The organism is Dictyobacter kobayashii, assembly GCF_003967555.1.
Lineage (GTDB): Bacteria > Chloroflexota > Ktedonobacteria > Ktedonobacterales > Ktedonobacteraceae > Dictyobacter > Dictyobacter kobayashii.
On sequence record NZ_BIFS01000001.1, the window covers coordinates 525,136 to 551,261 of the forward strand.

Consider the following 26,126-nt stretch of genomic DNA (forward strand, 5'->3'; position numbering starts at 1 on the left):
CAAAGCCTCCTCCAACTTCGTGGGATATGTTGTGTTTTCTAGCTTACGCGCTTAAAAAGCACGTTGTACGGCGCAACTTATAGTGCAACAGCGTCACCCTGCAATGACCAGGCCGTAGCCCGCTCGATACGCACCTGCACAAAATCGCCAGGTTGAATGACACGCTGGTCCTCGGGCGCGGGGCAGAACACCAACTTATTGGCGCGATCACGCCCTTTTAGTTGTTTACGCCCATGCGTCGTATTCGTATCCTCAACCATCACTTCCTCTACCTTCCCTACATATGACTGATTCAGTTCAAACGCGATCTTACCCTGAACTTCTTCCACTGCATGCAGACGGCGCTTCTTCTCCGCCAGGGGCACATCGTCCTCCCAACGGGCCGCAACCGTTCCAGGGCGAACCGAGTAAGCAGCGACATGAACTACATCAAAACGGATCTTCTCCAACAAATCCAACGTATGCTGGAACTCTTCTTCAGTTTCACCACAGAAGCCTACAATAACATCGGTCGATAAGGTAATATTCGGCCACAGCTCGCGCACGCGCTCAATACGCTCAACGTACTCATCCAGGGAATACCCACGCTTCATACGTTTAAGCATTGCATCATCGCCAGACTGAACCGGAATATTCAGATGCTCACACACCTTTGGCAGATGCGCCATACGCTCAATCATACTATCCGTCATGTGGCGCGGATAGGAAGTCATAAAGCGAATACGCGCTAACCCATCGATCTCACTTAAATTGGTCATCAGGTCCGCCAGGTCGGGCTGACCGGGCAGATCCAGACCATAGGCCTCCACTGTTTGGCCCAGAAGAGTCAATTCTTTGGCTCCCTTATTCACCAACGATCGAGCCTCAACCATCAACTCATCCATAGGTCGGCTACGCTCACGTCCACGGCGATAAGGTACAATACAATAAGTACATACCTTATTACAACCAAGCACAATCGGTAGCCAGGCAGTGGGGCTTGCCTGAGCTGGCTCAATCTTAGTAGGATAATGGGCGACACGCTCCCCTGGCTTGGGGGTAATGGCCATAGGAAGCACCGTGCGCGCGCCCACGCGATTGGTAGAGGTCGCGAACGTGGGCACGATAGGTGAGACAGAAATCTCATCGATGGCATCCTCTACGGGATCGGGCATAAACTCGATATCCAGGCAGCCCGCCCCGGAGATAGGAGTCCAACGCTCTTCAAGGAAACGAGGCAAAATATCGGCATGTTCGACCTTCATAAAAAGATCGATATGGGGATAGCGTTTGCTTAATGTATCAATCGTCTTCTGATTGCCAATCATGCATCCCATCAAGGCTACCAAAAGATCACTACGATCGTTCTTGGCCCGTCTCAATTGGGCAAGCAAATTATGGGCCTTCTCCTCAGGAGCCTGCCGCACACTGCAGGTATTCAGAACCACCAGATTTGCCTGCTCCATGCTTGCCTCTTCCCACCCTAATTCATCAAGCATAGTCTGAATGCGCTGAGAGTCAGCCTGATTCATCTGACAGCCAACTGTCCAAATATGATATTTTCCCCGCGGAATACTAATTGTAGTCATTTCAGAGCCTCTCTTCGAGCATCAATTGCCTGTGTAGTAGCATATGGGATATCTCTTACCTACTCGTCCTTATTCTAAGATGGACGGTATTATACACCATGTGAGGTTACCTGTCACCCTTCTGGCGCTCGGACTTTTCTGACTTTTAGCGGTGCTAGCGCTTAAAGTGATAGCACCGCTAAAAAGTATTTATTTTTTACGGCGGTCTTCGACGCGGGCACTGGCAGTTTTGGACTCGCCACCGGTGGCACGAGGAAGGCTATCCTGAGCGACAAGCTCGACTTTGGGAGTGTTGCCAGTAATCGATTTGACGGCGGCAGCCATACGCCCCTGTAGCGACTGGACACGTTCTGCGTCATCGAGGACACTCAAATCATTGACTTCGACTTTAAGGCCAAAGGTATCAAGATCATTTTTGCGATCGACGATAATGCGGAAGTTTGAGGCAGTCTCAGGGAACTGCACCAACGCGGCCTCAACCTGGCTCGGGAAAACAATCAAGCCACGAATAGAGACGGCGTCATCACTGCGTCCTTTGATGGAAGCAATTTTAGGATGGGTACGGCCGCAGGCGCAGCGCTCCTCCCACCAGAGACGGGACAGGTCGCGGCTGCGATAACGGATCATAGCGGTCCCATCGCCAGTCAACCAGGTCCAGACCAGTTCACCATCTTTACCTTCTTCGACCGGCTCACCAGTTTCAGGATTGATGCACTCGACCAGGAAATTGTCGGCCCAGGCATGCATCCCATCGCGAACCTCACACTCGCAGGTCATACCAGGTCCAAGGAACTCAGTCATCCCGAACTCATCATAAGCGGTAATGCCAAAGAGATTCTCAATCTTCTGACGCGTCTCCCACGGCCAGGGCTCAGCACCAAACAGGCCGATCTTTAGTTGCGTATCTTTAAAATCCAGGCCCTGCTCGATCGCTTTATTGCCAACATAGAGACCAACGGAAGGGGTCATACAGAACGCTTTAACCCCGAAGTCCCGGATAAAATCAAACATGCGCTCATATTGACGCGCATCGGAACCCATTGGGATAGACATCACATCCATAGCCATCGCGCCATAGTGGAAACCAAAGCCACCGGTCGGCAGACCATAACCGTAGCAGTTCATCAACACATCGCCAGGACGCAGGCCCACCATCCATAGCTCACGAGCATTCAACTCCGCCCAGTTCTGAATATCTTTTTTAGTCGCAAAGACCGGCACACTCTTACCGGTCGTCCCACTGGTCGCATGGAGTTGGAGCGCGCCCCCTTCACCACCAGCCGGACGCATAGCGGTACCTAGCGGATACGCGGCCCGCACCGTCTTCTTCTCCAGGAAAGGAAGCTTACGAATATCATCTAAAGTACGAATATCAGAAGGCTTAACACCAGCCTCGTCATAGAGATTTCTATAAAATTGATTGTGCGTATAAGCGCGTTCAACAACTGCCTGAAGGCGTTCCAACTGCAAGGTCTGTAGTTTCTGCTTTGGAAGCGACTCCATCTCCTCATTGAAGAACTTGCGATGACTTACCACAGAATATCCTCCAAATCCATATCTCAATCCCAGCAGGCAGCCAGTAGACTGGCCTATTGACAATCCACTACATACAACATACGGGATATGATAGTATCAACATAGAAATATTTCGGCGCCCACTTTCACCAGGAAAAGGCGTCAATTGTCAAAATATATGTATGCGTTACAAACAGCATATGCCTGGCAACCATTCTATCATGGTCACCTGATCCCGTCCATCATACGGTAGGAAAGTAGGAGTGGCGTGCAAAAGGATATGCAGGAGTATTTTCACCTATGACAGATACCATTCATGCCGTCATCTGGGATCTAGATGGCGTAATTATTGATAGTGCCGAGGAGCATAAGCGCTCCTGGTATCGCCTGGCGGAAGAGGAAGGATTACCCTTCAGCGACCAGCAATTTCACGACACCTTTGGTATGCGCAACGATGCCATCATCCCAATCCTCTGGAATGTAACGGATAAGAAGCGCGTACAGGAACTGGCCGATAAGAAAGAGGCCTACTTCCGTGATTTCGTACGTGATACAGCCGCACCTCTGCCAGGAGCCATTGAACTACTCAGTGCCCTGCGAGAGGCTGGCTATAAGCAAGCCCTGGCCTCCTCGACGCCGATCAAAAATATCGAAGTCATCAGCGAAGCCCTGGGACTAAAGAAATACCTCACCGCCCTCGTCTCGGGCGAGACCGTCCCACATGGCAAACCCGCCCCCGATGTTTTCCTCAAAGCCGCCGCCGAACTAAGCGTCGAGCCAGCACACAGCCTGGTCATAGAGGACGCCGTCGCCGGGGTTCAAGCCGCTCACGCGGGAGGAATGTACTGCATCGCAGTCGCTGGAGAACGCGACCTCCCCGGACTCAAAGCCGCCGAACTCATGGTCAAAGACCTCACCCAGGTCAACGTCGAAACCATACGCAACCTCGCTTGACAGGCGACCTGAAGCGTGGCATGATGAAGAGGTAGGTAGGTGGTGTATACTTACCTCACATCAACGTGGAGGTGTAGGGGCCCCGGTGGGTCTCACCGTCTTCAAAACGGCTGGGGGGCGCTCGGCGCGTTCCCCGGTGGGTTCGACTCCCATACGCCTCTGTTTATTTGAGCTTAATACATTCTTTTGCACCTATTACCTCATCGGTTTTGTGAATAAAGAAGAGGCGCTATCAATAGGTGTCTATGCAAATCAATGGTTGTAAAGGGGCGTTGCTACACAGTTGCTACAATATCAAAGACCGCTCAATGTAGCCTCTGGTAGGTTCAATCTTCAGACGCTTCTGCTTGTATGAGTGAAATGTGTGTATTTAGCATCTCTCGTATTCACTTGTTAGTGACAAATAGTGAGTGATTAGTATAGGTCATCAATGACTGTAAGCGGGCATTGTTGTACGGCTACTGTTGTAAAATTGACAGGAAGCTTGCATCGATGCCCGCTTCGTTGTTTTTCTACGAACTCCTTAACTAGCGTGGTGGGCAACTTTCTGAAACTTGTCACAAGAACATCATTTTTCTTTGTCCCTTTTAGCGAATGAGAGCACCCTGAGGGCATCTCCAAACTCGGATGCCTTGTCAGGTTTGGAAATGCCCTAGAAAAGGCAGGAACATACTGTGATACAATTGTTCGGCTAAGGTGTTTTGAAACGCAGGTCAACGAGATAGAAAGAGCATTGAAGGCATGCCAGCACCATTACCACAACCTGAAAGCACTGTTCCTATCCTTGTTTTATCACCACGTTATTCAGAGGATTCGCGCGTTTTGCGGCGAGCGGCGTTGCAAGTGGGCTGGCATGTTGAGCGTCTGGGTGGCTGGGATGTGCCTGAACGCCTTTTCCTGCGCAAGCTGATCTTTTCAGGGGAAATTGGCTATACACCAGTCGTTGCGCACAAGCTTTCCTGGGCACTTCTCGATGCCTCTCCTGACTGGCTGCCCTCCCTTTCCTGGAACTATCGTCAGCGCACTATTGAATGGAAAACGCTCGCGGACGCGCGCCAGCTCACCAGCCCTGCTTTTATCAAACATGCCACCGGCAAAGCCTTTGCGGCCGGGGTATACGCTTCGGGCGCAGATCTCCCACAGACCAGCCAGAGTCTGTCTAAGGCTACGCCTGTCCTGATTGCCGAACCGGTCCACTGGGAGATTGAATTCCGCTTTTTTGTCCTTGAGCGGCGCGTGATGACCTTCTCATCATACTGGCATGGTGGCCGATCCACACGCCTCTCAGATGGCAGTTGGCAAGCTTGGCCAGCGGAAGCAGAAGAAACACAGGGCTTCCTCCAGACTCTGCTTGCTGATCCGACTGTGCAGATCCCTCCTGCCATTGTTATCGACATCGGTAAAATACGCGGGCGCGGCTGGGCAGTGATCGAGACGAATGCTGCCTGAGCTGCTGGCATCTATAGCTGTGATCCCCTCCAGATCCTGCCCGTCCTCGCTCGCGCCTGTGTGAGGCGTTCTGACCTCTCGGCCGATGATGCCCATTGGGAATGCAATCGCAATGCCAAGCGCACGTGAGAAACTGGCCGCTTGGAGAGGAAATCGAAAAACACAAACGAGGCCCGTTTCCTCGTCATGGAGATCAGTGGATGACACCTCCACTCGAAAACGTAGAGGCACCAGTGCCCCCACCAGCCTATCATCGTGCACAAGCCCGACTCAGCCCAGCCCTACACATCGATGCTTTGACCCTGATCAACACCTTGCATCTGCTTGCTAACTGTCGTCTGGCCGTGCATCTAGCACATCGCCGCTGTCCTCCTCCATTGCCAACAGGTGCAGGAGGAGCGCCTCGGGCTTACAGCGAAGAGCCTTTGCTCCTCATCGCACTCTTGCGTACGCTCTGGCGGCTTTCCTATCAAGATATGCACGACTGGTTACGTGGCTGGCCTGCTCTCGCTCTTGCGTGTGGTTTGCCGCTGGACAAGCATGGTCATCCTCGCGTCCCTTGTCCCTCTCAACAGTGGAAGCGCAGCCATCGCGCCGGGGCACCGTTGCCGGAAGCGCTGTTTGTGCTGACAGTCTTGACTGCTCTCCGTCGTCGGCTCATAGGGGCACGCGATCTCATCATCGATAGCGCGCCCATCCTTGCCTGGCGTCGTGCTGATCCTGATGCTGCCATTGGCCATGCTCCGGCGCAGCATCCTCGCCCGCTCTTACGTGTCTACCGTGTCCATACGCTGATCTGTCGTGGATCAGGCTTACCACTTTTTTTTCTCCTTTCTCCGGCCAATGTTCATGATGCTCCTTTGCTCAACCCCTCTTGGCGTGGGCTGTGCAATTGTATCAGATCCGTCCGCACTTTATTCGCCTGGACGCTGCCTATTGGGGTTTGAAGCTCATCGCCTGGATTTATACTACCTTGGGTGCGGTTGCAGTAATTCCCTGGAATCCTAAACGCCAGAAAAATCGCTTCTGCTTGCCTCCTACTTGGACAAAGGAAGATTTAGGAAAGCGCAGTGGTATCGAACGCTTCTTTGGCCGCGTTTTCCTCTTCTTTCGTTTGCAACGACCTCCTCTCGCTGGTTGGTCCACCATCGCTCGGCAGGTCGCCTTGACCTACACCGCTACCATCATCGTGGCTTTGGCCGCTCAACATGCTGGTCGTCCTGATCTCATCCGCTCTCCTAAACGCGTTTTAGCTCATCTTTGGGAGGGACTATGAGTTAGGAAGCGCGATGTCCGTAGCGGACAGGGAAGCGGATGAAAATGTGTCATACTGGCCAGGGGAGCCAGCGAGACGAGATCGTGGCATTTTGATGCTTTTAGCTCGATTAGGAAGCTGATCCTGGTGCGTTCCCGTAAGGATGACTGTTGCCCCGAGTGTTCGGTGAGCACGCAGGCGAAACTGGTGTTTCCCTCGCACCTCTCGCAGGTTGCCCGGAAAGGAATACACGGTATGCAAGTCCTGTATCCGCGCTGCTGTGGTTTGGATATCCACAAAAAGACAGTCGTGGCCTGCGTGCTGCTGACCGACCTGGATGGCGCGATCCGTCGGTTTGTACGCACCTTTGGGACCATGACCGCAGATCTGTTGTCGTTGGGCGACTGGCTGCGTCTCCACGAGGTGACTCATGTCGCCATGTGACGCCCGTAAGAGGCATTCAACGTAGTAGGAGACAATCCTCACTCCTGTGGGAAAGGAGTGTGCCCAGCATCTCACCAAGCGGACGAAAGGTCGCTTAGGACCATAGTATGATGCGAAAAGGGAGAACGAAGACGCCATCACGTCCGCGCGTCTCTCAGGGCAAGCTCGACATGGTGAAAGCTAGACAGCCTGAACCCTAGAACCAAGCGGATTGCATGTGGTCGGGTGGGAAAGATGGTGACACCCACTCTCCTCTGGACAGAGATGAGTCCATGGCACATCTCTGTTCCCACCCAGAGGACGCAGCCCGAATAACGGGACAACGGTTCAAACGGGGCACCTACATCGAGTGCATCTATCTGAATGCTAAACGGGGATGGTCCGAGTCTGAATGCAAGAACCCAATGAAGGGAACAGGCTATGGCGGCAGCGCCTGAAAATCAGACCAGATCATGGAGCGCTCATAGTAGTCGGTGGAGTGACGTCCACTCAAGGAATGCTGGAAAGCAGCATACAGGGCGAAGGGGCGCAGGTTTTCCAATTGCAAGAAAGAACAGAGGAGCTATTAAAGACGGTGTATACTCGAGCCGGAATAGAATTGACCGACCCCCAAGAAGGCGGTATTCTGAGGAAAATCAAAAAACACAACCTCAGGAGACCGACATGCTCAGGAGTCAGACCGTGAATACAATACACGATTTACATCAACAAGGGAAGACGGTTCAGGAAATTGCCCAGAAATTGGAGATTTCGCGGACCACTGTGCGCAAATATCTTGCCCATCCAGAAGCGGTGATCCCGAAACCACGCCCGCCTCGGCCTTCAAAGCTTGATCCATTCAAAGAACAGATTACGCGTTGGGTGATGGAAGATCATTGCATCAATTGTGAAGTGATCTACGCACGATTACAGCCGATGGGGTACACCGGCGGGATCAGCATCTTGAAGGAGTTCGTCCATCCCCTCCGCCCGGTGGTGGCAGGACATGCGCCCGTGCAACGCTATGAAACCGAGCCAGGCCACCAGGTCCAATTTGATTGGGGCGAGTTCACGTATGAACAGGAAGGCATCATCCATAAATTCTATGGCTTTACCGCGGTGTTGGGCTATTCGCGCATGCGCTTTGTGACCTTTGTGAAGCGCTGCGATACTCCAACGCTCATTCGCTGCTTGATGGAGGCGTTTGAATACTTCGGAGGCTGACCCGGTCTGCGCTGACTGACCGCATGAAAAGCGTGTTGCTCGAAATGCAGGAGAACAAACCTCGTTGGAATCCTCGCTTTGCTGACTTCATGGTCTCCATTGGGTCACCGCCCGCGTCTGCAAGCCTTACACCCCACAGACGAAAGGCAAGGTCGAGCGCACCGTGAGTTATGTGAAGCAGAGCTTTTGGGCCGGGGTGACTTTCACCGATCTCGATGATCTCAATCGCCAGGCCCATCGCTGGTGTGAGCGCATCAATTCCCGCGTGCACCGCACGACTCATGCTCGCCCGGTCGATCGTTTGGAGGTGGAGAAGCTCCAGCCCTTGCCTCAAGCCTTTGCCTGGAGCGCTTTGCCACCGAAGAACGCAAAGTCACCTGGGATGGCTATGTCTCCTACGATGGCGTGCTCTACGGGTTGCCAGGCACGCTGCATCTGGCCGGAACCACAGTGCAGGTTCGTGAACGCAAGGGTGTGCTCACGGTTTGGTCGCAGGGCCAAGAGGTGTTCGCCATCGAGAAGCGTCCTCGCTCACAAGAGAGTGTGCCGCATCCAGAGCAATGGACGGGTATTCCCTCAGCCTCGGCGATCCGACGAGCAGGAGCACCCTTAGGCCACCAACAGCAGGCACCACAGGTGCAAAGCCGGGCCCTGGCCGAGTATGACCAGTATTGTGGCGTGTCGGCCGGAGCGGAGGTGGGAGCATGAAGTCAATCACCGCGTACAAGCAACTGAACTTGACCCACCTGCAAACGGCGTTACCCCAGTTACTGGAAACGGCCCGGCGAGAACAATGGACGTATGAAACCATGGTGGAGCGAGCCTTGGGCGCAGAGCTGGATGGCCGCGAGCAAAAAGCCACAGCTCGCCGTCTCAAGGCTGCACGCATTCCCAGCAAAAAAACGGTGGAGGGTTTCGATTTTTCGTTCCAACCCTCGCTCTCCGAGCGGCGCATCCGGGAGTTGGCCGATCTGTCCTTTGTGCGGACCTGCACCAATGTGATCTTTCTCGGCCCTCCGGGAACGGGCAAGACGCATTTGAGCCTGGCTCTAGCCAATCGGGCACTGGCAGAGGGACACAGCGTCCTGTTTACGACGCTGGCGGAACTGGCTCAGTCCCTGGAGAGTGCCTCGCATCCTGGTCTCATGCGTCAGCGCCTGCGGCGCTACATTGCGCCCAGTTTGCTCATCATTGATGAGGTGGGCTACACCAGGCTCACCGCCGAACAGGCTCATCACTTCTTTGAGTTGGTGGCAGCCCGCTATGAGCACGGCTCCATTATCCTGACGTCCAATACCAGCTTTACTGGCTGGGGAGCGTTACTGGGGGATGAGGTACTGGCGACGGCTTTGCTTGACCGGCTCCTGCATCATGCAGAGGTCATCGCCATCAATGGGAGCAGTTACCGCATGAAGGAGCGCCGAACAGAGAGCCGAACCCCCTCAACCTTGTCAGACACAGCACGACATGCCGCCGGCGATTTGCCCACCGGCGTGTAGTCAACCGGCGTTCACGATGTCGGCGTTGGGATCGCCTGGATTCCGGCGCGGTTTGGTCGGCGTTTTCATCGCTGACGTTCTCAACGTTTGTTTTTTACCGTTCGTTTGATTGGGGCGACCAATTCCAAATCGGCTCGTCATGACACCGGCCTTGACAGAGCACACAGTGCAACAACCAACGATCCTGCTTGCAATACTGAGCAAGATGGCCCAGAAGCCAGAAGTACAATTCGATAAACTCTTCCAAAAGCTCTACAATGTCGAATTGTGGCTCCTGGCCTATCAACAGATCGCCCCCAAGCCGGGAAACATGACCACCGGAGTGGATGGGAAAACGATAGACAAAGCGGGACTCAAGTTGATCACAGAGATGATTGCTGATCTGAAAGCCTCAAGGTATCTACCTTGCCCAGCCCGCCGGGTCTACATTCCCAAAGCCAATGGCCGTCTGCGCCCGCTTGGAATACCCAGTTTCCGGGATAAGCTCCTCGAAACCGTCCTGAAACTCATCCTGGAAGCCATCTACGAGCCTAGCTTCTCCAACTGTTCCCACGGATTCCGACCAGAAAGGAGTTGTCATACGGCCTTCGAACAGATCAAAAGGGAGATGACGGGCACACGATGGTGGGTAGAAGGAGATATTAAAGGATTTTTCGATCATGTGAACCATGAAATGTTACTGAGGATATTGAGCAAACGCATCACGGACAAACGGTTCCTCCACCTTATCGGGCAGTTCCTGAAGGCTGGATATGTCGAGGATTGGAAACACCACCAGACGTATACAGGAGTTCCTCAAGGCGGGAATCTCAGTCCGCTCCTGGCAAACGTGTACTTGAATGAACTCGATCAAGCTATGCACGCCAAAATAGCAGCGTTCAACAAGGGCAAAGCTAGGAAAACAAGCAAGGAATATCGCCGGGCCAGTGGAAGAGTAGAAAGAGCAAAAAAGCAGGCCAGGCAGAATGGGAACTGGACGGAATACAAAGCACTGCGCAAACAGATGCTAAGTATCCCATCAGGGGAACTCCAGGACCCAGAGTATCGACGCCTCTTCTACACAAGGTACGCCGATGATTTTCTGGTGGCAGTCATCGGAACCAAGACAGAAGCAATCGAACTGAAGGCATGGCTAGAGCAGTACCTGCGTGAGGAACTGCAACTGGAGCTTTCAGCGGAAAAGACCCTGATTACCCATGCACGGAAACGAGTACGGTTCTTGGGGTACGACATCATCCGATGGAAGGGACAGCGAATTGTACGCACGCAAACAAAACGAGGACCTATCACTCGTCGCTCAGGAGCCTACCAGCCTCGGCTCCTCATGCCTCAAGACAAAATCAGCGCCTTCGCCAAAACCTATGGGGATACAAGGAATTGGCATGGCAAACACAGAAATCACTTGCTCAACCTCAGTGAACTCGAAATCCTCCTCATCTACAACGCGGAAGTCCGAGGATTCCTGGGTTATTACAGCCTCGCTGACAACTTGACCAAAGAAGCACACAAAATCCTCTGGCTCACGACAGGAAGTTTCTTTCGCACGATAGCTGGAAAGCGCCAGAGTACCGTGAAACAAGTAGCCAGAAGCATCAAAAGAGGACCAGGACGCTATGTGATGACGATCCACCCGGAAGGCAAGCCCATCAAAGAGTATGAACTGCTTTCATCGACCCGCCAACTGAAGAAGGGCGTCATCAATTACCACCAGCCGGACCTGAAACCAAACGTACTAAAGTACAAAAGTCGAACGGAACTGGGAAAGCGCCTGCTCGCACAACGATGCGAGTGGTGCGGAACCAGAGAAGGGATGATGGAAGTTCATCATGTACGAAAATTGGGAAACCTGACAGGAAAAGCGGCCTGGGAGCGTCAAATGATCCAACGCCGACGCAAAACAATGGTGCTTTGCGAGCAGTGCCATGACGAGTTACATGCGGGAAAGTTAGTAGCAAGCAAACGAATGCACAGGGAAAACGGGCGAGCCAGCTACGCCGAAAGGTGTACGGTTGGTTCTGAGGGGAGAGCAGTGAAACCTACTGTAGCAATACAGTAAGGCGCACGGCTCTTACCCTGGCGAAAGCACGGGCGTGCTCTGGCGTCCTGCCTTCAACGTGCTGGAGGAGGGGCGTACGCTTCTGCTGGTCAACGCGCAGCATATCAAAGCGGTCCCAGGCCGCAAAACGGATGTAAAAGACAGCGAATGGCTGGCCGACCTGCTGCGCCACGGACTCTTACGCCCAAGCTTTATTCCTCCTCCCCCATCCGGGTCCTACGGGATCTGACTCGGTATCGCAAGAATCTTGTTGAACACCGTACCCAGGAAATTAATCGCGTCCACAAGGTCTTGGAGACAGCGAACATCAAACTGGGGGCAGTCGCCAGCAATGTCGTCGGAGTCAGTGGGCGACGGATGCTTGAGGCCATCACGCAGGGAGAGTCTGACCCCCAGGTTCTGGCCGATCTGGCCAAAGGACGCTTACGCGAAAAGCTGCCCGCGTTGCGTCTGGCTCTGGACGGGCGAGTCCAAGCGCATCATCAACTGCTGATTGGCGAGCTGCTCGACCACCTTGACTATCTGGATCGGGCGATCCATCGGGTGGAGGTCAATATTGCTGCCTTGGTTGCCAAGGAAGAAAAAGCGCTGGAGCTTCTGCTGACCTTACCAGCAACCGGGCCGGTCACCGCTGCGGCTATCATCGCCGAGATCGGGACAGATATGGGTCGCTTCCCCAGTGCTGCTCATCTCGCGTCATGGGCCGGCGTTTGTCCCGGCAACAAACGGAGTGCTGGCAAACAACTCAGCGGGGCGAGCACCAAAGGGAACAAACAGCTCAAGACGATCTTGTGCGAGATCGCGGCCACCATTGCTTGCACGCCGGGAACGTACCTGCATGCACTCTATCAACACATCGCACGTCGACGAGGCAAGTCGCGAGCCATGATGGCGGTGGCTCACAGCTTGCTCGTGAGCATTTATTACATGCTCCGCGACCAGGTTTCTTATCAGGAGTTGGGACAGGGCTACTTTGACCAGCTCCAAGCCCAACACCTGGAGCGCCACTATGTGCGACGATTGGAGGCATTGGGCTTTCAGGTAACGCTCACGTCAGCAGGTTAGCAGGCAGTTAGCGCTCTCTCTCACTCAATTCTCCCAACCAGGCGGTTCGGGAGCAGGTTTTTATTGTCGTTTTTTCGGGGCCTTACGAATTGAATTTTCAGGCGAAATGCCCTCAGCACCCTTTCAAAACGCTTGAAAATGTATGTAGCATAGACCAAAGTTATTTTCTAACACGCCAGAAACGAAGAAAAGCAATCGTTCTGCTCGCATCTTACATGGAAGCTTTAAACACTTAGTTCCGAAGACCATAAATTGGAGTTTAGATAAAATTCCTATGCAGCTAGGCCAGAAGCGGCTTGAGCTATTTCATAACAAGATAGTATAAAATGGCTCTACAGGCCAATTCTTACAGATTTTATCTAAACGTCAACATAAAGAAAAGGTAAAAATCTCTCCACCAATGTCTACAGACATCTGTTTACGCTCCAATGAGCACCATTCTACTTCTGACTTGGCTGTCATTGTCTATCGTTGACTACTGGCCTGGATGCCAACAAAATGTCAAAAAATCCATCGTTGTCGCTCCAGGTAAAGAGCTTGTAAGTATAATAATCCTCTTGCCGGCTGCTACTTTCCAGGGAGACTCTCATCTCAGCACCTGCCGCAGTTCTTCGCTTTGCTCATACTCTATTCTTCCCGTCTCCTCAAGGAAGCGCAGAAAACGCTTGAAACTCGTCTTCGCTGTTTTGACGCTGGTTGTCTGCAAATACGTTTCGACCTTACGTAACACTCGATGCTCTCCAAAGCCACTCCTTGCAACAGAAACATCTCCGAGAGGAGGCAACAAGAGAAAATGGAGAAGGACGTGGGTCTTTTGCTGCACAAACGGGAAACCATTGCATGTGAGTAATCTTATCAGCAGATCATTTCGGTCATTATTAGAAAAAGCAAGTATCCCACCCATCCGTTTTCATGATTTGCGACCTACCACAGCTACACTCCTTCTCTCAATGGGAACACATCCGAAATTTGTGCAGGAATTGCTTGGACATAGCCAGATCATTGTCACACTGGAAATTTATTCACACATCCTTCCTCCTCTGCAAGAGGAAGTCATGCTTCAATTTCATGCCATGTTGACAGCACCTGGCCTCTCCTAGCGGTCATTTCTGCGATCAAGGAATACGAGTGCCTCATCCCATCAATGCAGAAAAGGCCTGGCAAACGGTTTCTCAGGCTTCTTTCTCGCTGTGAGATTTTGGAGAATGGACGACGCTGATCATCGAACTTAAAAGTTGTCGCTCTCAATAGGGAGCTTGCTGATACAGAACGACACATATCAAAAAACTGGCACTTTCCCCTGGTTGAGATTCTAAAGAGTGTACGGCATGGAGTACAGAACTTAAAAATCTGACTAAAAATTAATTCCATATCATGGACAGAAACACTCGAAAAAGAAAACAGGCAAGAATCGATCTTCTCGCCTGCTATAGCTGGATCATAAAACTGCATTACGGAAGACCTTTTAGACGATCTCAAAGCACGAGAAGTCAAAACGATTGATCTGTAGGTCAGCGATGGAGGCCAAACCATGTTGAATGCTATCCGTGTGAAATTCGCCACCTCGCAGAGGCAACGCTGTGTCATACACAAAATGGAAAACGTGCTGAGCTATGTTCCCAACAAACAGCGGGAGCAGATCGATCCGGAACTCAAAGGCCTGTTCTACCAAAAAAGTCGCCAGCAAGCTGACCTAGCGGCGGCAGCATTCATCGAGAAATACCAGAAGATGTATCCAACAGCGGTCGAGTGCTTACAGCAGGATTTGGAGGCATGTCTGACCTTTTACTCTTTCCCCAAAGAACACTGGAAGACGATTCGCACCAATAACGCGATTGAGCGGCTCTTCGGGGAAGTGAAACGTCACTCGCATAAGATGGCAGCTGCTTTTCGCAACGAAAGGAGCTGTGTGCTGCTTTTCTATGCGGTTATTCGCGGTCTCAAGTTCAACAAGCTCACGATGCCACAAACATCTCAAGCGCAACCAGACCCTGAACTTTTACACAATACTTGACATACTACCACAATCCTTATCAATTGTTACTATGAGTTATTTGGTTTTGTATATTTGATACCTATACGTCCAGTATAATCGATACGATTTAGAAGCATAGGTATATGGTGTTCTTGGAAATACTCGTCAGTCGCTTTTTTTGCTCCTTGCCAATGTCCATAGTCGTCAAGCAATAGTACACCGCCTTGGGAAAGCAGGGGAAAAAGATGTACTAATTCATGAAGAGTAGAGGAATACCAATCCGTATCTAAACGAAGAATACTAATCTTGTTAGGTGCTTGCTGCGGAAGAGTTTCCTCTACTTTTCCTTTAATAAAGTGAATCTTTTTTGTATCGTATCCAACGGAGGAGAGCAATGCTTGAACTTCGTTAAGAGGTGCATAATGCCAAACATCATCTGGATTGGCTGATTTCCTACCTTCCTGCACTTTGGATGCAGTTTCTCCACTATAGGTAAGGTCATATTTACTGGCATAGGTTTTTGGGTCGGGCATCCCCTCGAATGTATCAAAGAGATAAAGATGACGGTCGGTACACCCTAAACGTAGTAACGTATACGCTATTGCCATCATACTGCCACCTTTCCATACGCCGCATTCAACCATATCGCCGGGGATATCATGGGTAACTACATATTCAACCGCTCTTATAAGAGCAAAGATACGCTCTGGCGTAGTCAATGTATACTGATATACTTTTTCAACTATATCAGTATCTGTTTCAGAAAAATCTTCATACTTAGGAGCTCCGTTATACACTAATGACTTCATATTCTCCTCCTTCTTGTTTATGACTATACGGAAGTAAAAACTTGCATTGCAGTTTTATAAGATTGTTCTGTTTCTTTTATCATGCGCCTAATATTAAAATGTGTTTTCACATGCTCGTAGCCTTTCTTTGCTAGTTTTTGTGCACATTGGTGATCTGTTGCTAAACGAATAATTGCGTCTCCCAGGGCTGAAACATCTCCTGGGGGGATCAGTAAGCCATTCTGCTCAGAAGTAATAATCTCTTCTATACTTGAGATCGTCGTCCCAATGACAGGTTTGTTAGACGCCATCGCCTCAAGCAATGCTAGACCAAGCCCTTCACTATAGCTGGGTTGAACAACGATATCAGCTGCGGTATAGACCTCTGACATGTCAGATAAATGGAGTTGTTCATTAATACTAACTACGCCTGTGAGATCCAATAGTTCTATCTCTTTATAAAGGTTAGTGGCATATTGACGTGAAGCAGAATGGCAACTACCGGCGATTAATACACGTATATGCGGCATATTCTTCTTAACGCCAGGAATTGCTCGAATCAATTCAAGAAGGCCTTTACGTTGTTTAAGCCGAGCAGCACAAACAATAAAAATGTCATCAGGTTGTACCTGGAAAGCTTGCCGAGCTTGAGCGCGCGTACCTGGATAAATATTATCCAGGTCGACACCATGATAAATAAGTTTTAAACGTGCACTATCTGCTCCATAGGCGATTGCTTTATCATAGTAAAAGCGGCTACCAGCTAAAAAAATCTGGACAGGTAATTGTGAGAAGACTAAACGACATTTTCCCTCGCCAGCGGCTTCCGCCTCAGGTTCTTGTTCGTGAAAACTACACACGAGAGGAACTTGAATTGTAAGAGCAAGCATTGAGCCAATAATAGCGCACTCTAGACTATTAGCGTGAATAATATCGATATGGTGATGTCTAAGTAAATTTGCAATCTCTCCAGGTAACGCGAAGTATGCTTGTTCCCAGCATGACTTATCGGGATCTTCAATTAATGCTTTGTAGGAAAAAGTACGAAAAATGTGCATCCCTCCTATTTGTTCGTAGTCGGGGCAACTCGAGTTAGGTCTATCAGTGATCACGAACACAGTATGTCCCATGGCACACATACCAGCTGCAATTGTTTTTGCGTATGTCTCACCTCCTCCAATTTGTGGGTGGAAGGTGCCTGTTAATAAGCAAATATTCATGTTCATCACCTCTTAAGTATAGTGGTACATATTTTAATGCACTATCATGTCTATTAACAGCATTTCTCTGGAAAATATTTTAACCAGAATAAAGATGCTGCTAGTAAAAACAAAGAAAAGAAACTGCAATTATGCTATGGTAACTCAAATTCAATATTTTGTTGTAACATTCCATCGTTTATTTGCCATATTTCACCTCCAAAATGTTGAATGAACCAACGATCATGCGAAACAGCCAAAACTGGTCCAGGAAAATGTTTGACTGCAGCCTCAAATGCTTCTAATACATCTAGGCTAATATGATTAGTTGGCTCATCAAGTAAGAGAATATTCGGGCGTTGGGCAATTAAACGCGAAATTTCCAGCTTTCTTCTTTGCCCTAAACTGAGCTGTCCAACCAACTTCGATAAATCTTCATAGCGGAACAAGCCATATCGCAATAAACCTGCCACAAACTCCTCCATCCCTCCTTCTAAGCCATCGCTATAGGCGTCAAGAGTAGTTCTATTTAAATCTTGAAACGCTGGTTCCTGAGCTAGATAGCCCACGCGCGCGGCATTCGTAATGTAAACTTCTCCTTGATCTGGAGTTTCTAAATGCTCAATAATTTTGAGGAGAGTACTTTTTCCAACTCCATTAGGCCCCACAATAACTACATGAGCATCTGATTTGAGAGCAAAATTAATATCATGTAGCACATACCGTTCATGGAACTTTTTAGAAAGATTTGAAACCCTGATAGCAATATCTGCCTTAAGAGTTTCTGTCTGAAAGCGAGGAGTGATGTTTAATGGCTCTGGTGGTTTTGAAATTGAATCAGCTTCGATGCGTCTTATCTGTTCCTCTGCATTTTTGACAGCACGAACTACGGCATTTTCGGCTCGATTTCCTTTATTATTAAAAAAATATTTTTCATTATCTTTACTTGCATGATTATAGCCTCCTACGGTGCGAGCGGTAGTTTTAATATAATGCTTTAATGATTTTAGCTTTTCCTGCTGCTCCTTATAATCATCTTCCCACTTCAGCCTGGCTGCTTCTTTAGCTGCAACATAGTCATCATAGTTGCCAGTATAGCTTATTAAATTGTGAGTATACTCATCAATTTCAAAGACATTCTTGACTGTGCGATTGAGGAATTGTCGATCATGGGAGGCATATAGGACAGCACCAGAATGTTGATTAATATAAGACTCCAGCCAATTTACAGTAGCAAAATCCAGGTGATTAGTTGGTTCATCTAAGAGCAAAATGTCAGGTGCACGTAGGAGGAGTGATGCGAGGCCAATGCGTGCTTTTTCACCACCAGAAAGAGTCTCGATATCCCTATCTCGTGGTAAGTGAGACAGCTCGAGACCATTCATAACTACATCGATTTTATGATCAAGTTCGTACCCACCACGTGATTGAAATTTACTTGTAACATCACTATATTCCTCCATTACAGTTGCAATCTCATCCTCCGCAGACTTGGACATCACAAACTCAAGCTGTCTCATTTTTTCCTCTAGTTGACGTAGATTGCCAACCGATTCAAGCAAAAGATCATCGATAGTTTGCCCATAAAAATCAGGCGTTGCTTGAGGAAGATAACCAATCTCGATAGAGGGTGCATACGCAATGTCACCTGTATCTGCTGTTTCCTCTCTGGCAAGGATTTTTAGCAATACTGATTTTCCCACACCATTAGTTCCCACAAGTCCAATTCGATCTCCATCATTAATGACAAAAGAAATCGTCTCGAGAACTGTGGTTATACCGTAGCTTTTTGATATATTGCGAACAGCTAACAACATAATTTCTTCTCCTCTTGAATATACACAAACCCACTTGATAACCTCTGATATAAAGTATAGAGACTTTAATTTTTTATAAAGTGAGTTGATTTGTATACTGCTTAACACGAAGAATTGCTTCTTGCAAAGAAAGTGGTTGAATACCAAGCTCATCAAAAATCCGCTGGCATAGCAAGCCATTTCTTAAAGGGCGACGGGCAATCTGATTCAACGAAGCAGTTAGAACAGGCTGCAGAAGTTGCATGTTCAGTGACAATGCTTGCGCTATTTGACGTGCAAAGCCCCATCGATCAATATAACAAGCACCAGCGGTATGATAGATACCATTTCCCCCCGGAGCCCGACAGCAATAAGCATGCTCACAAGGTGATCGAGGAGTACTGGTGTATTCCATTGATCGGTTACAATTGAAACAAGGTGACCCTGGCCTAATTCTCGTGACATCCAGGAGATAAAGTCATGATGTATTTTGGATGGTGCACTATAGACAACACACGTTCGGCAAATAGCCCAGCTTGTATGATAGCTACAAAGTGACTGAATGACGACCTCTCCCTGATATTTTGTCAGACCATAATAATTGATAGGGTGAGTTTGAGCGTTTTCTGCATAAGGCCCTGGTTGTTTATCTGAACCATCAAAGACATAATCGGTTGAAACATATACTAAGCGCGCTCTGATAGATACACAAGTTTTAGCTATTGCTTCTGTACTGAGCACATTGACGGCATATGCATGTTCTTTATTTTGTTCACAATAATCAACATTGGTCACTGCAGCTGAGTGAAAAATAATTTCTGGTTCAATTGCCATAATGGTCTGTATCAGTATATCCAGGTCTGCTATATCCAGAAAATAAGCACATAGTGGATAACCGGGTATAGTACCGTTTATTTTCCGATGATAAAGAGCGTGAATGGGCTGGTCGGTTGTTTGTAGCAACTGTTGAATAAGACAATTACCCACTAGTCCACTAGCACCAGTAACAAGTATACCACTCATGTTGAAACCTCCTTGATCACGTATAATGAATGCCTACAGATGCTGTCAAAAACAGAAATCTGGGAAATAACAGAGCCAGAGAGAAAGCATAGATTGGCTGTATCCAATAAATATTAATTACTATAAAAGACCCAGGTCACTATGATCGCCAAGCATGAATTTGTAAGCCCGTGGTTTAATTGATGAAGCATGAATTTTTACATTACGACCAATTAAACTATTCTCAATACGAAAAGGAAGATCGTAGATAGAGCAATGTTCAAGAATTATGCTATGCTCAATCTCGCTATTACAAATGACTACATTATGGTAGACAGAAGTAAATGGGCCAATATAGGTATTTTCCAAATGCGCATATTCACCAATAATCGCTGGCCCTCTTATCACGCTATTGCGAATCTCTGCGCCTCTTTGAATAACGATATTCCCTTGCAGCTGTGATTTGCTATCAATATAGGTGTTTTCTGAAATATTCGTTTGAAGTTTGTTAAGTACTAATCGATTTGCCTCAAGGATATCTTCCATTTTTCCAGTGTCGATCCAATATCCTTGTAATTTATATGCACGGACGATATATCTATGATCGATCAGCCACTGGATCGCATCAGTGATTTCTAGCTCTCCGCGTTGAGATGGATATATTTCATCAACAGCGTGAAAAATTGATGCATCAAAAAGATAAATTCCGACCAATGCCATATTGCTATCAGGATGTTGAGGTTTTTCAACAAGTTTTTTGACGTATAATGTGCAGTCAGAAGAGTTTTCAAAGACTTCTGCAATGCCAAATTCTCGAGGATTAGACACAGGTTTCAAAAAGATCTGGCAATTACATTGATCGTGATTTTGCTCAAACGCAGCAACAAAGGGAGTGATGTTTTCTTCGATAATATTATCACCGAGATACATAATAAAAGCACTATTTCCGAGAAATGATTTTGCCGTTTGAATCGCATGCGCTAATCCTAATGGCTCTTTCTGTAGAATATATGTAATACGTACATTTGATCCCCAGAAGGATCCATCACCAATCTCGGACTGTATTGCTTGTCCGGTATCCCCAATGATAATGCCAATATCCAGTATTCCTGCTGCTAGAATACTTTCAATAGCATAAAAAAGCACGGGTTTATTGGCTAATGGAAGTAATTGTTTGGCTCGTGTATAAGTAATTGGGCGTAGTCGTGTTCCTTTGCCCCCACTTAAAATGAGTGCTTTCATTTCTATTTACCCCTTAACACAACGTAATTGCAACCTCTGAGGTTGTTCCAATCTTTTTCATGCTGCGCTATTTATGTAATCTCAGGAGTATCTAACCAGTTATACCCAATTGTTTGATCCTGGTATGAAATGCGTCCTTCCTCAGCTGTATCATAGATATGTGAGGTCACATAGAATAGGTGAACCGTTTCTCCGATGGCTTTGCATCCATGTGCAACGCCAGCTGGTATTTTAAGTACAGATGAGGTATAGCCTTCACCAAGGTAGAGTTGTATTGTTTTTTTAAAGGTAGGTGATTTAGGACGCGTATCATAGAGCGCAACACGTAGTCGGCCTATCGGCACATACCACCAGTCTACCTGATTTTTATGGACATGCCATGCTTTTACCACACCAGGATACATTTTTGAATGGCTCAATTGTCCAAAACCTTCAGCAAAAAACGCATCGTTAGATCTGATAAGTTCCATAAAGAAGCCGCGTTCGTCAGGATGGAGAGTTAGTTCTTTCAACATAACTCCCTCTAGTTCTAACGTTCGTGTGTGTGTATCTACCTTATGAGAATAGGTTGACATACAGATTTCCTTTCTGATGAAATATACCTACTCAAAATTACATGTCGCTACATTCACTTCCTTTTTTGCAATATTTCATGAAAAATAGATTCGTACCTTTGAAGCATTATCTCATTGCTGAAATTTTTTAAAACATGTTCTCGGCAATCCCTTGAAGATAAACTGTTAATATCATTGATTGCTAAGCACATTTCATCAATGTCAAAGACAACAAACCCCGTCTTGCGGTGTTTGATTACTTCAGGAACTGCACCGTTTCCAAAAGCGATGACAGGAGTCCCACAAGCCATTGCTTCTATCATCACTAATCCGAATGGTTCAGGCCACTGTACCGGAAACAAGAGAAAACGTGCACGCTGGAATAATTCAACGCGTTCCTGACCACCCACTTCGCCAACATATTCAATGAAACCTGGTTTCAAATATGGCGCGATATATTCGTCGAAGAATGGTTTCTCGTGATCATCAATTTTTCCTGCTAACTTAAGAGGATATCGAGTCCTACGAGCGACTTCAACAGCTATATGGCTTCCTTTGCGTCGCGAGATAGCTCCAATATGGAGCATAAAATCATCCTTATGGGCATGATATTGGAACTCATGCGTATCCACACCATTATAGACAGTAGAAAAAAAGTTCACTCCAGGAAACAATGTTTGCTGTGTATTACTGACACTCACGAGAAAGGCTTTTTTATAGCTACTATAAATTTTTATAGTCTGATCATTTGCTTCTACCGCATCATTTGGGATATTGTGGATAGTTGCGATGGTCGGCACGTCAACTATTTGTGCATACCGGACCCCTGCACCTGTGTATGTATGATCATGAATGATATCAAATTCGCTGGCAGATTGAAACGCAAAATTTGCCTGAGCATCGTCACTAAACATATTGAATGTCCGTAGTGGATGTTCGTATATGTAGCGTAATTGGGCTTTCGTCTGTGAATCTTTGACTGAAAACAATACAACATCATGTCCGCGTGAGCACATGCCCTCTGTAATAGTACTGATAACACGTTCTGCTCCTCCATATTTGGGAGGAGGAACTTTTTCAAACGGTGGAGCAATAATGCCAATTTTCATACAACACACATCACTTTCATTCTTAATTTTGCCTCAGTTTGCCCCTGTTGATTGTTACGGTAACATGTCGTTTAGCAAATAAGCTATCGTATACACATGTTAGCTAAGGTCCGGCTGTTATTTCCAATCTATACCTGATATAGAGACTGCTTTTTTATTGATGAGAATCTTCTCATAATCAAAGCAGGCACCCTGGGTCAGATTTATGGATTGTGAAGGTATAATATTTTTTGCAGAGATCACATATTGCCGTGGTAGCAAAAAAACGTGGAATGATCACAAAAACTGCAAATACACCTTTTTTAGGCTATGTAGCACGGGTTTTGCGGATTTATTTGAAACAAGAAAATGCTCAGGGTGAGATGTGCAAATGCCAAAGGATGTAGATAAACCTTTAAGATCTAAAGGCATACTAAGTAACTATCTCTTGATAGAGATTTTCATACATCTCAGCGACCCCTAATGCACTATATTGATTTTCCACAGCAATCCGGCATTTCTGCCTATCAATCTGCTGGAGATTATTGAATGCATTTCTCATGGCATCTATTGAATCACAAATAAACCCGGTTTCCCCATGCTTAATAATTTCCGGAACAGCACCGCTCCTCAAGGCAATTACTGGAGTTCCACAGGCAAGCGCCTCTATCATGACCAGGCCGAATGGTTCAGGCCAATCCACAGGAAATAGCAACGCATGTGCCTTTCCCAGAAAATCACTTTTCTGTTGATCGTTGAGTACTCCTACAAACTCAACTAGCGGATGATTACAGAAAGGTTGCAATTTGTCTTTAAAATACTCACTGTCAAAGGCTGGGCCAGCAAGTTTTATCTTCATCCCTATACGTAGTGCAACTTCAATAGCCTTATCTGGCCCCTTCTCAGGAGCAAGTTTGCCCAAAAACGCCAGATATTCTCTTTTTTGCGTGGACAAGGTGTAATCACTCAGATTTAAGAAATTAGGAATTAACGGGCCCCAGCGTATCGATGTTGAAGCAAATGTCTCCTTATGACTCTGACTTAAAGCAATTGTCAAGGCACTATCCGTATAGTATCTTTCCACAACAACTGTTTCAGGCTTTTCATCAACAGCCAGGCTCTCCCAATGCGTGGGTGAGTGATGCAGTGTGACGATAGTTGGTTTGTTAATTTGTTCTGCCATCTGATAGATTAATGGAGAAAAATGAGCATTATGTGCATGAATAATATCAAATTCATTTTGTAGCACACGCGCAATCTCTAATTGTTTTTTTCCATAATACCTAACCTCCTCCTTGTTTCCTTTGTGGTAAAGAACAGGATGAGGTGCTACTGGAACTAAATTAGCAGATGTGTGGGAAGAAGCACAAGCAAAAAGTGTTACCATATGCCCTTTTTTGACGAGTTGCTCCGTAAGCTGATGCACAATACGCTCTACACCTCCATATCCTAGGGGAGGGAGGCGAAATCCTAAAGGTGCTATTTGTGCAATTCGTAATAAGGTCATGTATAGTACCTCAATCTTTATGATACTTGATAGAATAATTATAATATAGATAAATTTATTATGTCAAATAATTTTTTTATGGCAAGAAAGCTTAGAAAGATATAGTAGTGTTTGAAATTCAAATAGATAATTTATTGCTAGTTGTACTTAGTGATCTAAAAAAAGCTATTGACTTTTTATCTCATTCTGGTTATTAATAATTAGAGTAAGTTATTTTTGATATCTCAAAGGAAGGAGCAGTTTATTGATGATTAAAACATTCAGCATGTGATAGCTTCTTAATGTGCTTATTTTACCTGGATGTAGTATTCATTATAAAAGTTGTTAATGATCCAGAGGTTTATTTAGATGTATTTGGAAAAGGAGAATTGGAATATGTTTCCAACAGATAGATTTGAATGTGAAGCATTTTTAGACCCTCTAAAGGGCGTAACTACTCAGTACCTTGAGAAAAGCTGGACAAAGCTGATAAACTAAGAGCATGACAGAAGAAGAAGTGAGAAATCTTCAGAAAGCCTACCGAGAGCTCAAAGAGCAAGCAGAGGCATTCAAAGAGCAAGCAGAGCAGAAAGATCGCAGGATCGAAGAGCTCGAAGGATTGCTCATAGGTGCCTTGTTGCGCATTGAAGAGCTTGAACGGCGATTGGGAAAAGATAGTCATAATAGTAGTAAACCTCCTTCCAGTGATGGATTGGGTCGCAAACCTGGCAAACAGCGGCGCAAAAGCGGCAAGACTTCCGGTGGACAAGCCGGTCACCACGGTCATACCCTGATGCAAGCATTGACTCCTGATAGCGTCGTGCTTCATCGTCCAACGCACTGTGAAGCATGTCAGTACCCTCTTGAGCAGGAGGCAGCTATCACCAACGAACGCCGTCAAGTCCACGATCTGCCCACGTGGCGTTTGCTGGTCGAGGAGCATTGCCGACAAGCAATCTGCTGCCCCTATTGCCAGCATGTGACGCAGGCGTCTTTTCCGGCAGGCGTCGATGCTGCTGTCCAGTATGGCCCGCAGGTCCAAGCCTTGGCGGTCTATCTTTCCCACTTTCAACTGGTGCCACTGCAACGCACCTGTGAAGCTCTTGCTGATCTGTGCGGGTGTCAGTTGTCCGAAGGCACGCTGGTCCGTTGGATTGCTCAGGCAGCCAAGACCCTTGAGTCGAGCATCGAGCGGATCAAAACCTTACTGCTGGCCAGCCCTTGCAACATGCTGACGAAACGGGGATGCGTGTCAAAGGCATCTTGCATTGGATGCATCTCAATGCGACTCCCTGGCTCACCCTGTACTCCTGGCATCGCAAACGAGGGCATCAGGCTCTGGAGCAGATTGGGATCTGGCCACACTATCAGGGCCGCTCCATGCATGATCGCTGGTCCAGCTATGATCGCTACCTCTGTACCCATAGCCTCTGCGGAGCCCACCTGCTACGCGACTGCCTGTATGTCGCCGAACAGGAGAAGCAGCCTTGGGGACAAGCCATGTTCGATCTGTTGCTGGCGATGAAGCAAGCCGCTGATCGCTGGCGCCTCCAAGGAGCGAGCGCCGTCCCCACCCCGAACGGGAGCAGTGGCTTGCCCAGTATTTTGCCATTCTGGCCGCTGGCTTTGCCACGCATGCCGCTCAAGCCCCTCCCCCAGGAAGTCTGCAGCCCAAACGACAAGGACGCAAAAAACAGGAAGCCTCCAAGAATCTGCTCGATGCGCTCTTAAAGCGAGCTGATCAAGTGTTGGGTTTTCTGGAGGACCTGTCTGTGCCTTTTACCAACAATCTCGCCGAACGAGATTTACGCATGGTGAAAGTGCAGCAAAAGATTTCCGGAACCTTCCGCAGTGACGATGGAGCTACGGCTTTTTGCATCATTCGCAGCTATCTTTCAACCATGCGCAAGCAGGGGCGCTCAATGCTTGCTGCCATTGCTGCGGTTTTTGCTGGTTCTCCTTTCCCCATTGCATGGGCTACTGAGTAG

The 26,126-nt window shown here is 47.9% G+C and carries 22 protein-coding genes, 1 tRNA gene and 4 pseudogenes; 16 read left to right on the forward strand and 11 right to left on the reverse strand.

Going from position 1 to position 26,126, the window contains the following annotated elements; all coding sequences use genetic code 11:
* Positions 1–77: 77 nt before the first annotated feature.
* Together EL645_RS02230 and EL645_RS02235 are read right to left on the reverse strand one after the other, a co-directional pair.
* A complete protein-coding gene (locus tag EL645_RS02230) occupies positions 78–1,568 on the reverse strand; it encodes a MiaB/RimO family radical SAM methylthiotransferase (RefSeq protein WP_126548532.1) in 1,491 nt (496 codons plus the stop codon).
* Positions 1,569–1,757: 189 nt separating this feature from the next.
* Entirely contained in the window at positions 1,758–3,104 is a 1,347-nt protein-coding gene (locus EL645_RS02235; protein ID WP_126548533.1) for a phenylacetate--CoA ligase family protein, read from the reverse strand.
* Between the two features lie 279 nt (positions 3,105–3,383).
* Here EL645_RS02235 and EL645_RS02240 point away from each other — a divergent pair, with 279 nt between their 5' ends.
* The 14 genes and pseudogenes from EL645_RS02240 to EL645_RS02300 all read left to right on the forward strand — a co-directional run.
* Entirely contained in the window at positions 3,384–4,037 is a 654-nt protein-coding gene (locus tag EL645_RS02240; protein ID WP_126548534.1) for an HAD family hydrolase, read from the forward strand.
* Positions 4,038–4,104: 67 nt separating this feature from the next.
* Positions 4,105–4,199, forward strand: a tRNA-Sec gene (locus EL645_RS39005).
* 579 nt (positions 4,200–4,778) lie between these two features.
* Positions 4,779–5,486, forward strand: a complete 708-nt coding sequence (locus EL645_RS02245) for an ATP-grasp domain-containing protein (protein ID WP_126548535.1) — start codon at positions 4,779–4,781, stop codon at positions 5,484–5,486.
* A gap of 200 nt (positions 5,487–5,686) precedes the next feature.
* Positions 5,687–6,433, forward strand: a complete 747-nt coding sequence (locus EL645_RS02250; protein WP_126548536.1) for a hypothetical protein — start codon at positions 5,687–5,689, stop codon at positions 6,431–6,433.
* 26 nt (positions 6,434–6,459) lie between these two features.
* Positions 6,460–6,762 carry a hypothetical protein gene (locus EL645_RS02255; RefSeq protein WP_126548537.1) on the forward strand — a complete coding sequence of 101 codons (303 nt, stop codon included), beginning with the start codon at positions 6,460–6,462 and terminating at the stop codon, positions 6,760–6,762.
* A 234-nt stretch (positions 6,763–6,996) separates the two neighbouring features.
* Positions 6,997–7,182, forward strand: a pseudogene (locus EL645_RS02260) (IS110 family transposase); the annotation flags it as partial.
* Between the two features lie 666 nt (positions 7,183–7,848).
* Complete coding sequence (locus EL645_RS02265; RefSeq protein ID WP_161977040.1) at positions 7,849–8,388, forward strand: helix-turn-helix domain-containing protein; 540 nt, start codon at positions 7,849–7,851, stop codon at positions 8,386–8,388.
* Between the two features lie 342 nt (positions 8,389–8,730).
* Complete coding sequence (locus tag EL645_RS42250; protein ID WP_371865712.1) at positions 8,731–9,096, forward strand: Mu transposase domain-containing protein; 366 nt, start codon at positions 8,731–8,733, stop codon at positions 9,094–9,096.
* Complete coding sequence (gene istB, locus EL645_RS02275) at positions 9,093–9,887, forward strand: IS21-like element helper ATPase IstB (RefSeq protein ID WP_126548540.1); 795 nt, start codon at positions 9,093–9,095, stop codon at positions 9,885–9,887. The genes EL645_RS42250 and istB overlap by 4 nt, the downstream gene beginning before the upstream one ends.
* 166 nt (positions 9,888–10,053) lie before the next feature.
* Positions 10,054–11,943, forward strand: coding sequence for a reverse transcriptase/maturase family protein (locus tag EL645_RS02280; protein ID WP_161977041.1), 1,890 nt, complete (start codon positions 10,054–10,056; stop codon positions 11,941–11,943).
* Between the two features lie 31 nt (positions 11,944–11,974).
* Positions 11,975–12,172, forward strand: a pseudogene (locus EL645_RS02285) (IS110 family transposase); the annotation flags it as partial.
* On the forward strand, positions 12,091–13,008 hold the full coding sequence (locus tag EL645_RS02290; RefSeq protein ID WP_126548543.1) for an IS110 family RNA-guided transposase: 918 nt from the start codon (positions 12,091–12,093) through the stop codon (positions 13,006–13,008). The pseudogene EL645_RS02285 and the gene EL645_RS02290, both read left to right, overlap by 82 nt.
* A gap of 428 nt (positions 13,009–13,436) precedes the next feature.
* Complete coding sequence (locus tag EL645_RS43800; RefSeq protein ID WP_126548544.1) at positions 13,437–14,108, forward strand: tyrosine-type recombinase/integrase; 672 nt, start codon at positions 13,437–13,439, stop codon at positions 14,106–14,108.
* A 356-nt stretch (positions 14,109–14,464) separates the two neighbouring features.
* Positions 14,465–15,022 (forward strand): annotated as a pseudogene (locus tag EL645_RS02300) (IS256 family transposase); the annotation flags it as partial.
* Between the two features lie 29 nt (positions 15,023–15,051).
* Here EL645_RS02300 and EL645_RS02305 read toward each other — a convergent pair.
* The 9 genes from EL645_RS02305 to EL645_RS02345 all read right to left on the reverse strand — a co-directional run bounded on the left by EL645_RS02305 (position 15,052) and on the right by EL645_RS02345 (position 24,159).
* Entirely contained in the window at positions 15,052–15,792 is a 741-nt protein-coding gene (locus EL645_RS02305; RefSeq protein ID WP_126548546.1) for a TylF/MycF/NovP-related O-methyltransferase, read from the reverse strand.
* A 23-nt stretch (positions 15,793–15,815) separates the two neighbouring features.
* On the reverse strand, positions 15,816–16,991 hold the full coding sequence (locus tag EL645_RS02310; protein ID WP_161977042.1) for a glycosyltransferase family 4 protein: 1,176 nt from the start codon (positions 16,989–16,991) through the stop codon (positions 15,816–15,818).
* 134 nt (positions 16,992–17,125) lie between these two features.
* Complete coding sequence (gene abc-f / locus EL645_RS02315) at positions 17,126–18,787, reverse strand: ribosomal protection-like ABC-F family protein (protein WP_126548548.1); 1,662 nt, start codon at positions 18,785–18,787, stop codon at positions 17,126–17,128.
* Positions 18,788–18,860: 73 nt separating this feature from the next.
* Positions 18,861–19,109 carry a sugar nucleotide-binding protein gene (locus EL645_RS43805; RefSeq protein ID WP_281276371.1) on the reverse strand — a complete coding sequence of 83 codons (249 nt, stop codon included), beginning with the start codon at positions 19,107–19,109 and terminating at the stop codon, positions 18,861–18,863.
* Positions 19,052–19,789, reverse strand: a complete 738-nt coding sequence (locus EL645_RS02325; protein ID WP_126548550.1) for an SDR family oxidoreductase — start codon at positions 19,787–19,789, stop codon at positions 19,052–19,054. The genes EL645_RS43805 and EL645_RS02325 overlap by 58 nt, the downstream gene beginning before the upstream one ends.
* 120 nt (positions 19,790–19,909) lie before the next feature.
* On the reverse strand, positions 19,910–21,010 hold the full coding sequence (locus tag EL645_RS02330; protein WP_126548551.1) for a glucose-1-phosphate thymidylyltransferase: 1,101 nt from the start codon (positions 21,008–21,010) through the stop codon (positions 19,910–19,912).
* A gap of 71 nt (positions 21,011–21,081) precedes the next feature.
* Positions 21,082–21,585 carry a dTDP-4-dehydrorhamnose 3,5-epimerase family protein gene (locus EL645_RS02335; protein WP_126548552.1) on the reverse strand — a complete coding sequence of 168 codons (504 nt, stop codon included), beginning with the start codon at positions 21,583–21,585 and terminating at the stop codon, positions 21,082–21,084.
* A 53-nt stretch (positions 21,586–21,638) separates the two neighbouring features.
* Positions 21,639–22,673, reverse strand: a complete 1,035-nt coding sequence (locus EL645_RS02340) for a glycosyltransferase family 4 protein (protein ID WP_126548553.1) — start codon at positions 22,671–22,673, stop codon at positions 21,639–21,641.
* Between the two features lie 412 nt (positions 22,674–23,085).
* A complete protein-coding gene (locus EL645_RS02345; RefSeq protein WP_126548554.1) occupies positions 23,086–24,159 on the reverse strand; it encodes a glycosyltransferase family 4 protein in 1,074 nt (357 codons plus the stop codon).
* 481 nt (positions 24,160–24,640) lie between these two features.
* Here EL645_RS02345 and tnpC point away from each other — a divergent pair.
* Positions 24,641–25,869 (forward strand): annotated as a pseudogene (tnpC, locus tag EL645_RS02350) (IS66 family transposase).
* Positions 25,851–26,126 (forward strand): IS66 family transposase, encoded by a 276-nt coding sequence (locus tag EL645_RS45205; RefSeq protein ID WP_371865713.1) that lies wholly within the window; start codon positions 25,851–25,853, stop codon positions 26,124–26,126. Before tnpC ends, EL645_RS45205 begins: the two are co-directional and overlap by 19 nt.

Coding starts and splice junctions, on each gene's coding strand:
- EL645_RS02230 (WP_126548532.1), bottom strand. CDS start 1,568: ATGACTACAATTAGTATTCCGCGGGGAAAATATCATATTTGGACAGTT.
- EL645_RS02240 (WP_126548534.1), top strand. CDS start 3,384: ATGACAGATACCATTCATGCCGTCATCTGGGATCTAGATGGCGTAATT.
- EL645_RS02245 (WP_126548535.1), top strand. CDS start 4,779: ATGCCAGCACCATTACCACAACCTGAAAGCACTGTTCCTATCCTTGTT.
- EL645_RS02250 (WP_126548536.1), top strand. CDS start 5,687: ATGACACCTCCACTCGAAAACGTAGAGGCACCAGTGCCCCCACCAGCC.
- EL645_RS02265 (WP_161977040.1), top strand. CDS start 7,849: ATGCTCAGGAGTCAGACCGTGAATACAATACACGATTTACATCAACAA.
- istB (WP_126548540.1), top strand. CDS start 9,093: ATGAAGTCAATCACCGCGTACAAGCAACTGAACTTGACCCACCTGCAA.
- EL645_RS02290 (WP_126548543.1), top strand. CDS start 12,091: ATGGCTGGCCGACCTGCTGCGCCACGGACTCTTACGCCCAAGCTTTAT.
- EL645_RS43800 (WP_126548544.1), top strand. CDS start 13,437: ATGAGCACCATTCTACTTCTGACTTGGCTGTCATTGTCTATCGTTGAC.
- EL645_RS02305 (WP_126548546.1), bottom strand. CDS start 15,792: ATGAAGTCATTAGTGTATAACGGAGCTCCTAAGTATGAAGATTTTTCT.
- EL645_RS02310 (WP_161977042.1), bottom strand. CDS start 16,991: ATGAATATTTGCTTATTAACAGGCACCTTCCACCCACAAATTGGAGGA.
- abc-f (WP_126548548.1), bottom strand. CDS start 18,787: ATGTTGTTAGCTGTTCGCAATATATCAAAAAGCTACGGTATAACCACA.
- EL645_RS02325 (WP_126548550.1), bottom strand. CDS start 19,789: ATGAGTGGTATACTTGTTACTGGTGCTAGTGGACTAGTGGGTAATTGT.
- EL645_RS02330 (WP_126548551.1), bottom strand. CDS start 21,010: ATGAAAGCACTCATTTTAAGTGGGGGCAAAGGAACACGACTACGCCCA.
- EL645_RS02335 (WP_126548552.1), bottom strand. CDS start 21,585: ATGTCAACCTATTCTCATAAGGTAGATACACACACACGAACGTTAGAA.
- EL645_RS02340 (WP_126548553.1), bottom strand. CDS start 22,673: ATGAAAATTGGCATTATTGCTCCACCGTTTGAAAAAGTTCCTCCTCCC.
- EL645_RS02345 (WP_126548554.1), bottom strand. CDS start 24,159: ATGACCTTATTACGAATTGCACAAATAGCACCTTTAGGATTTCGCCTC.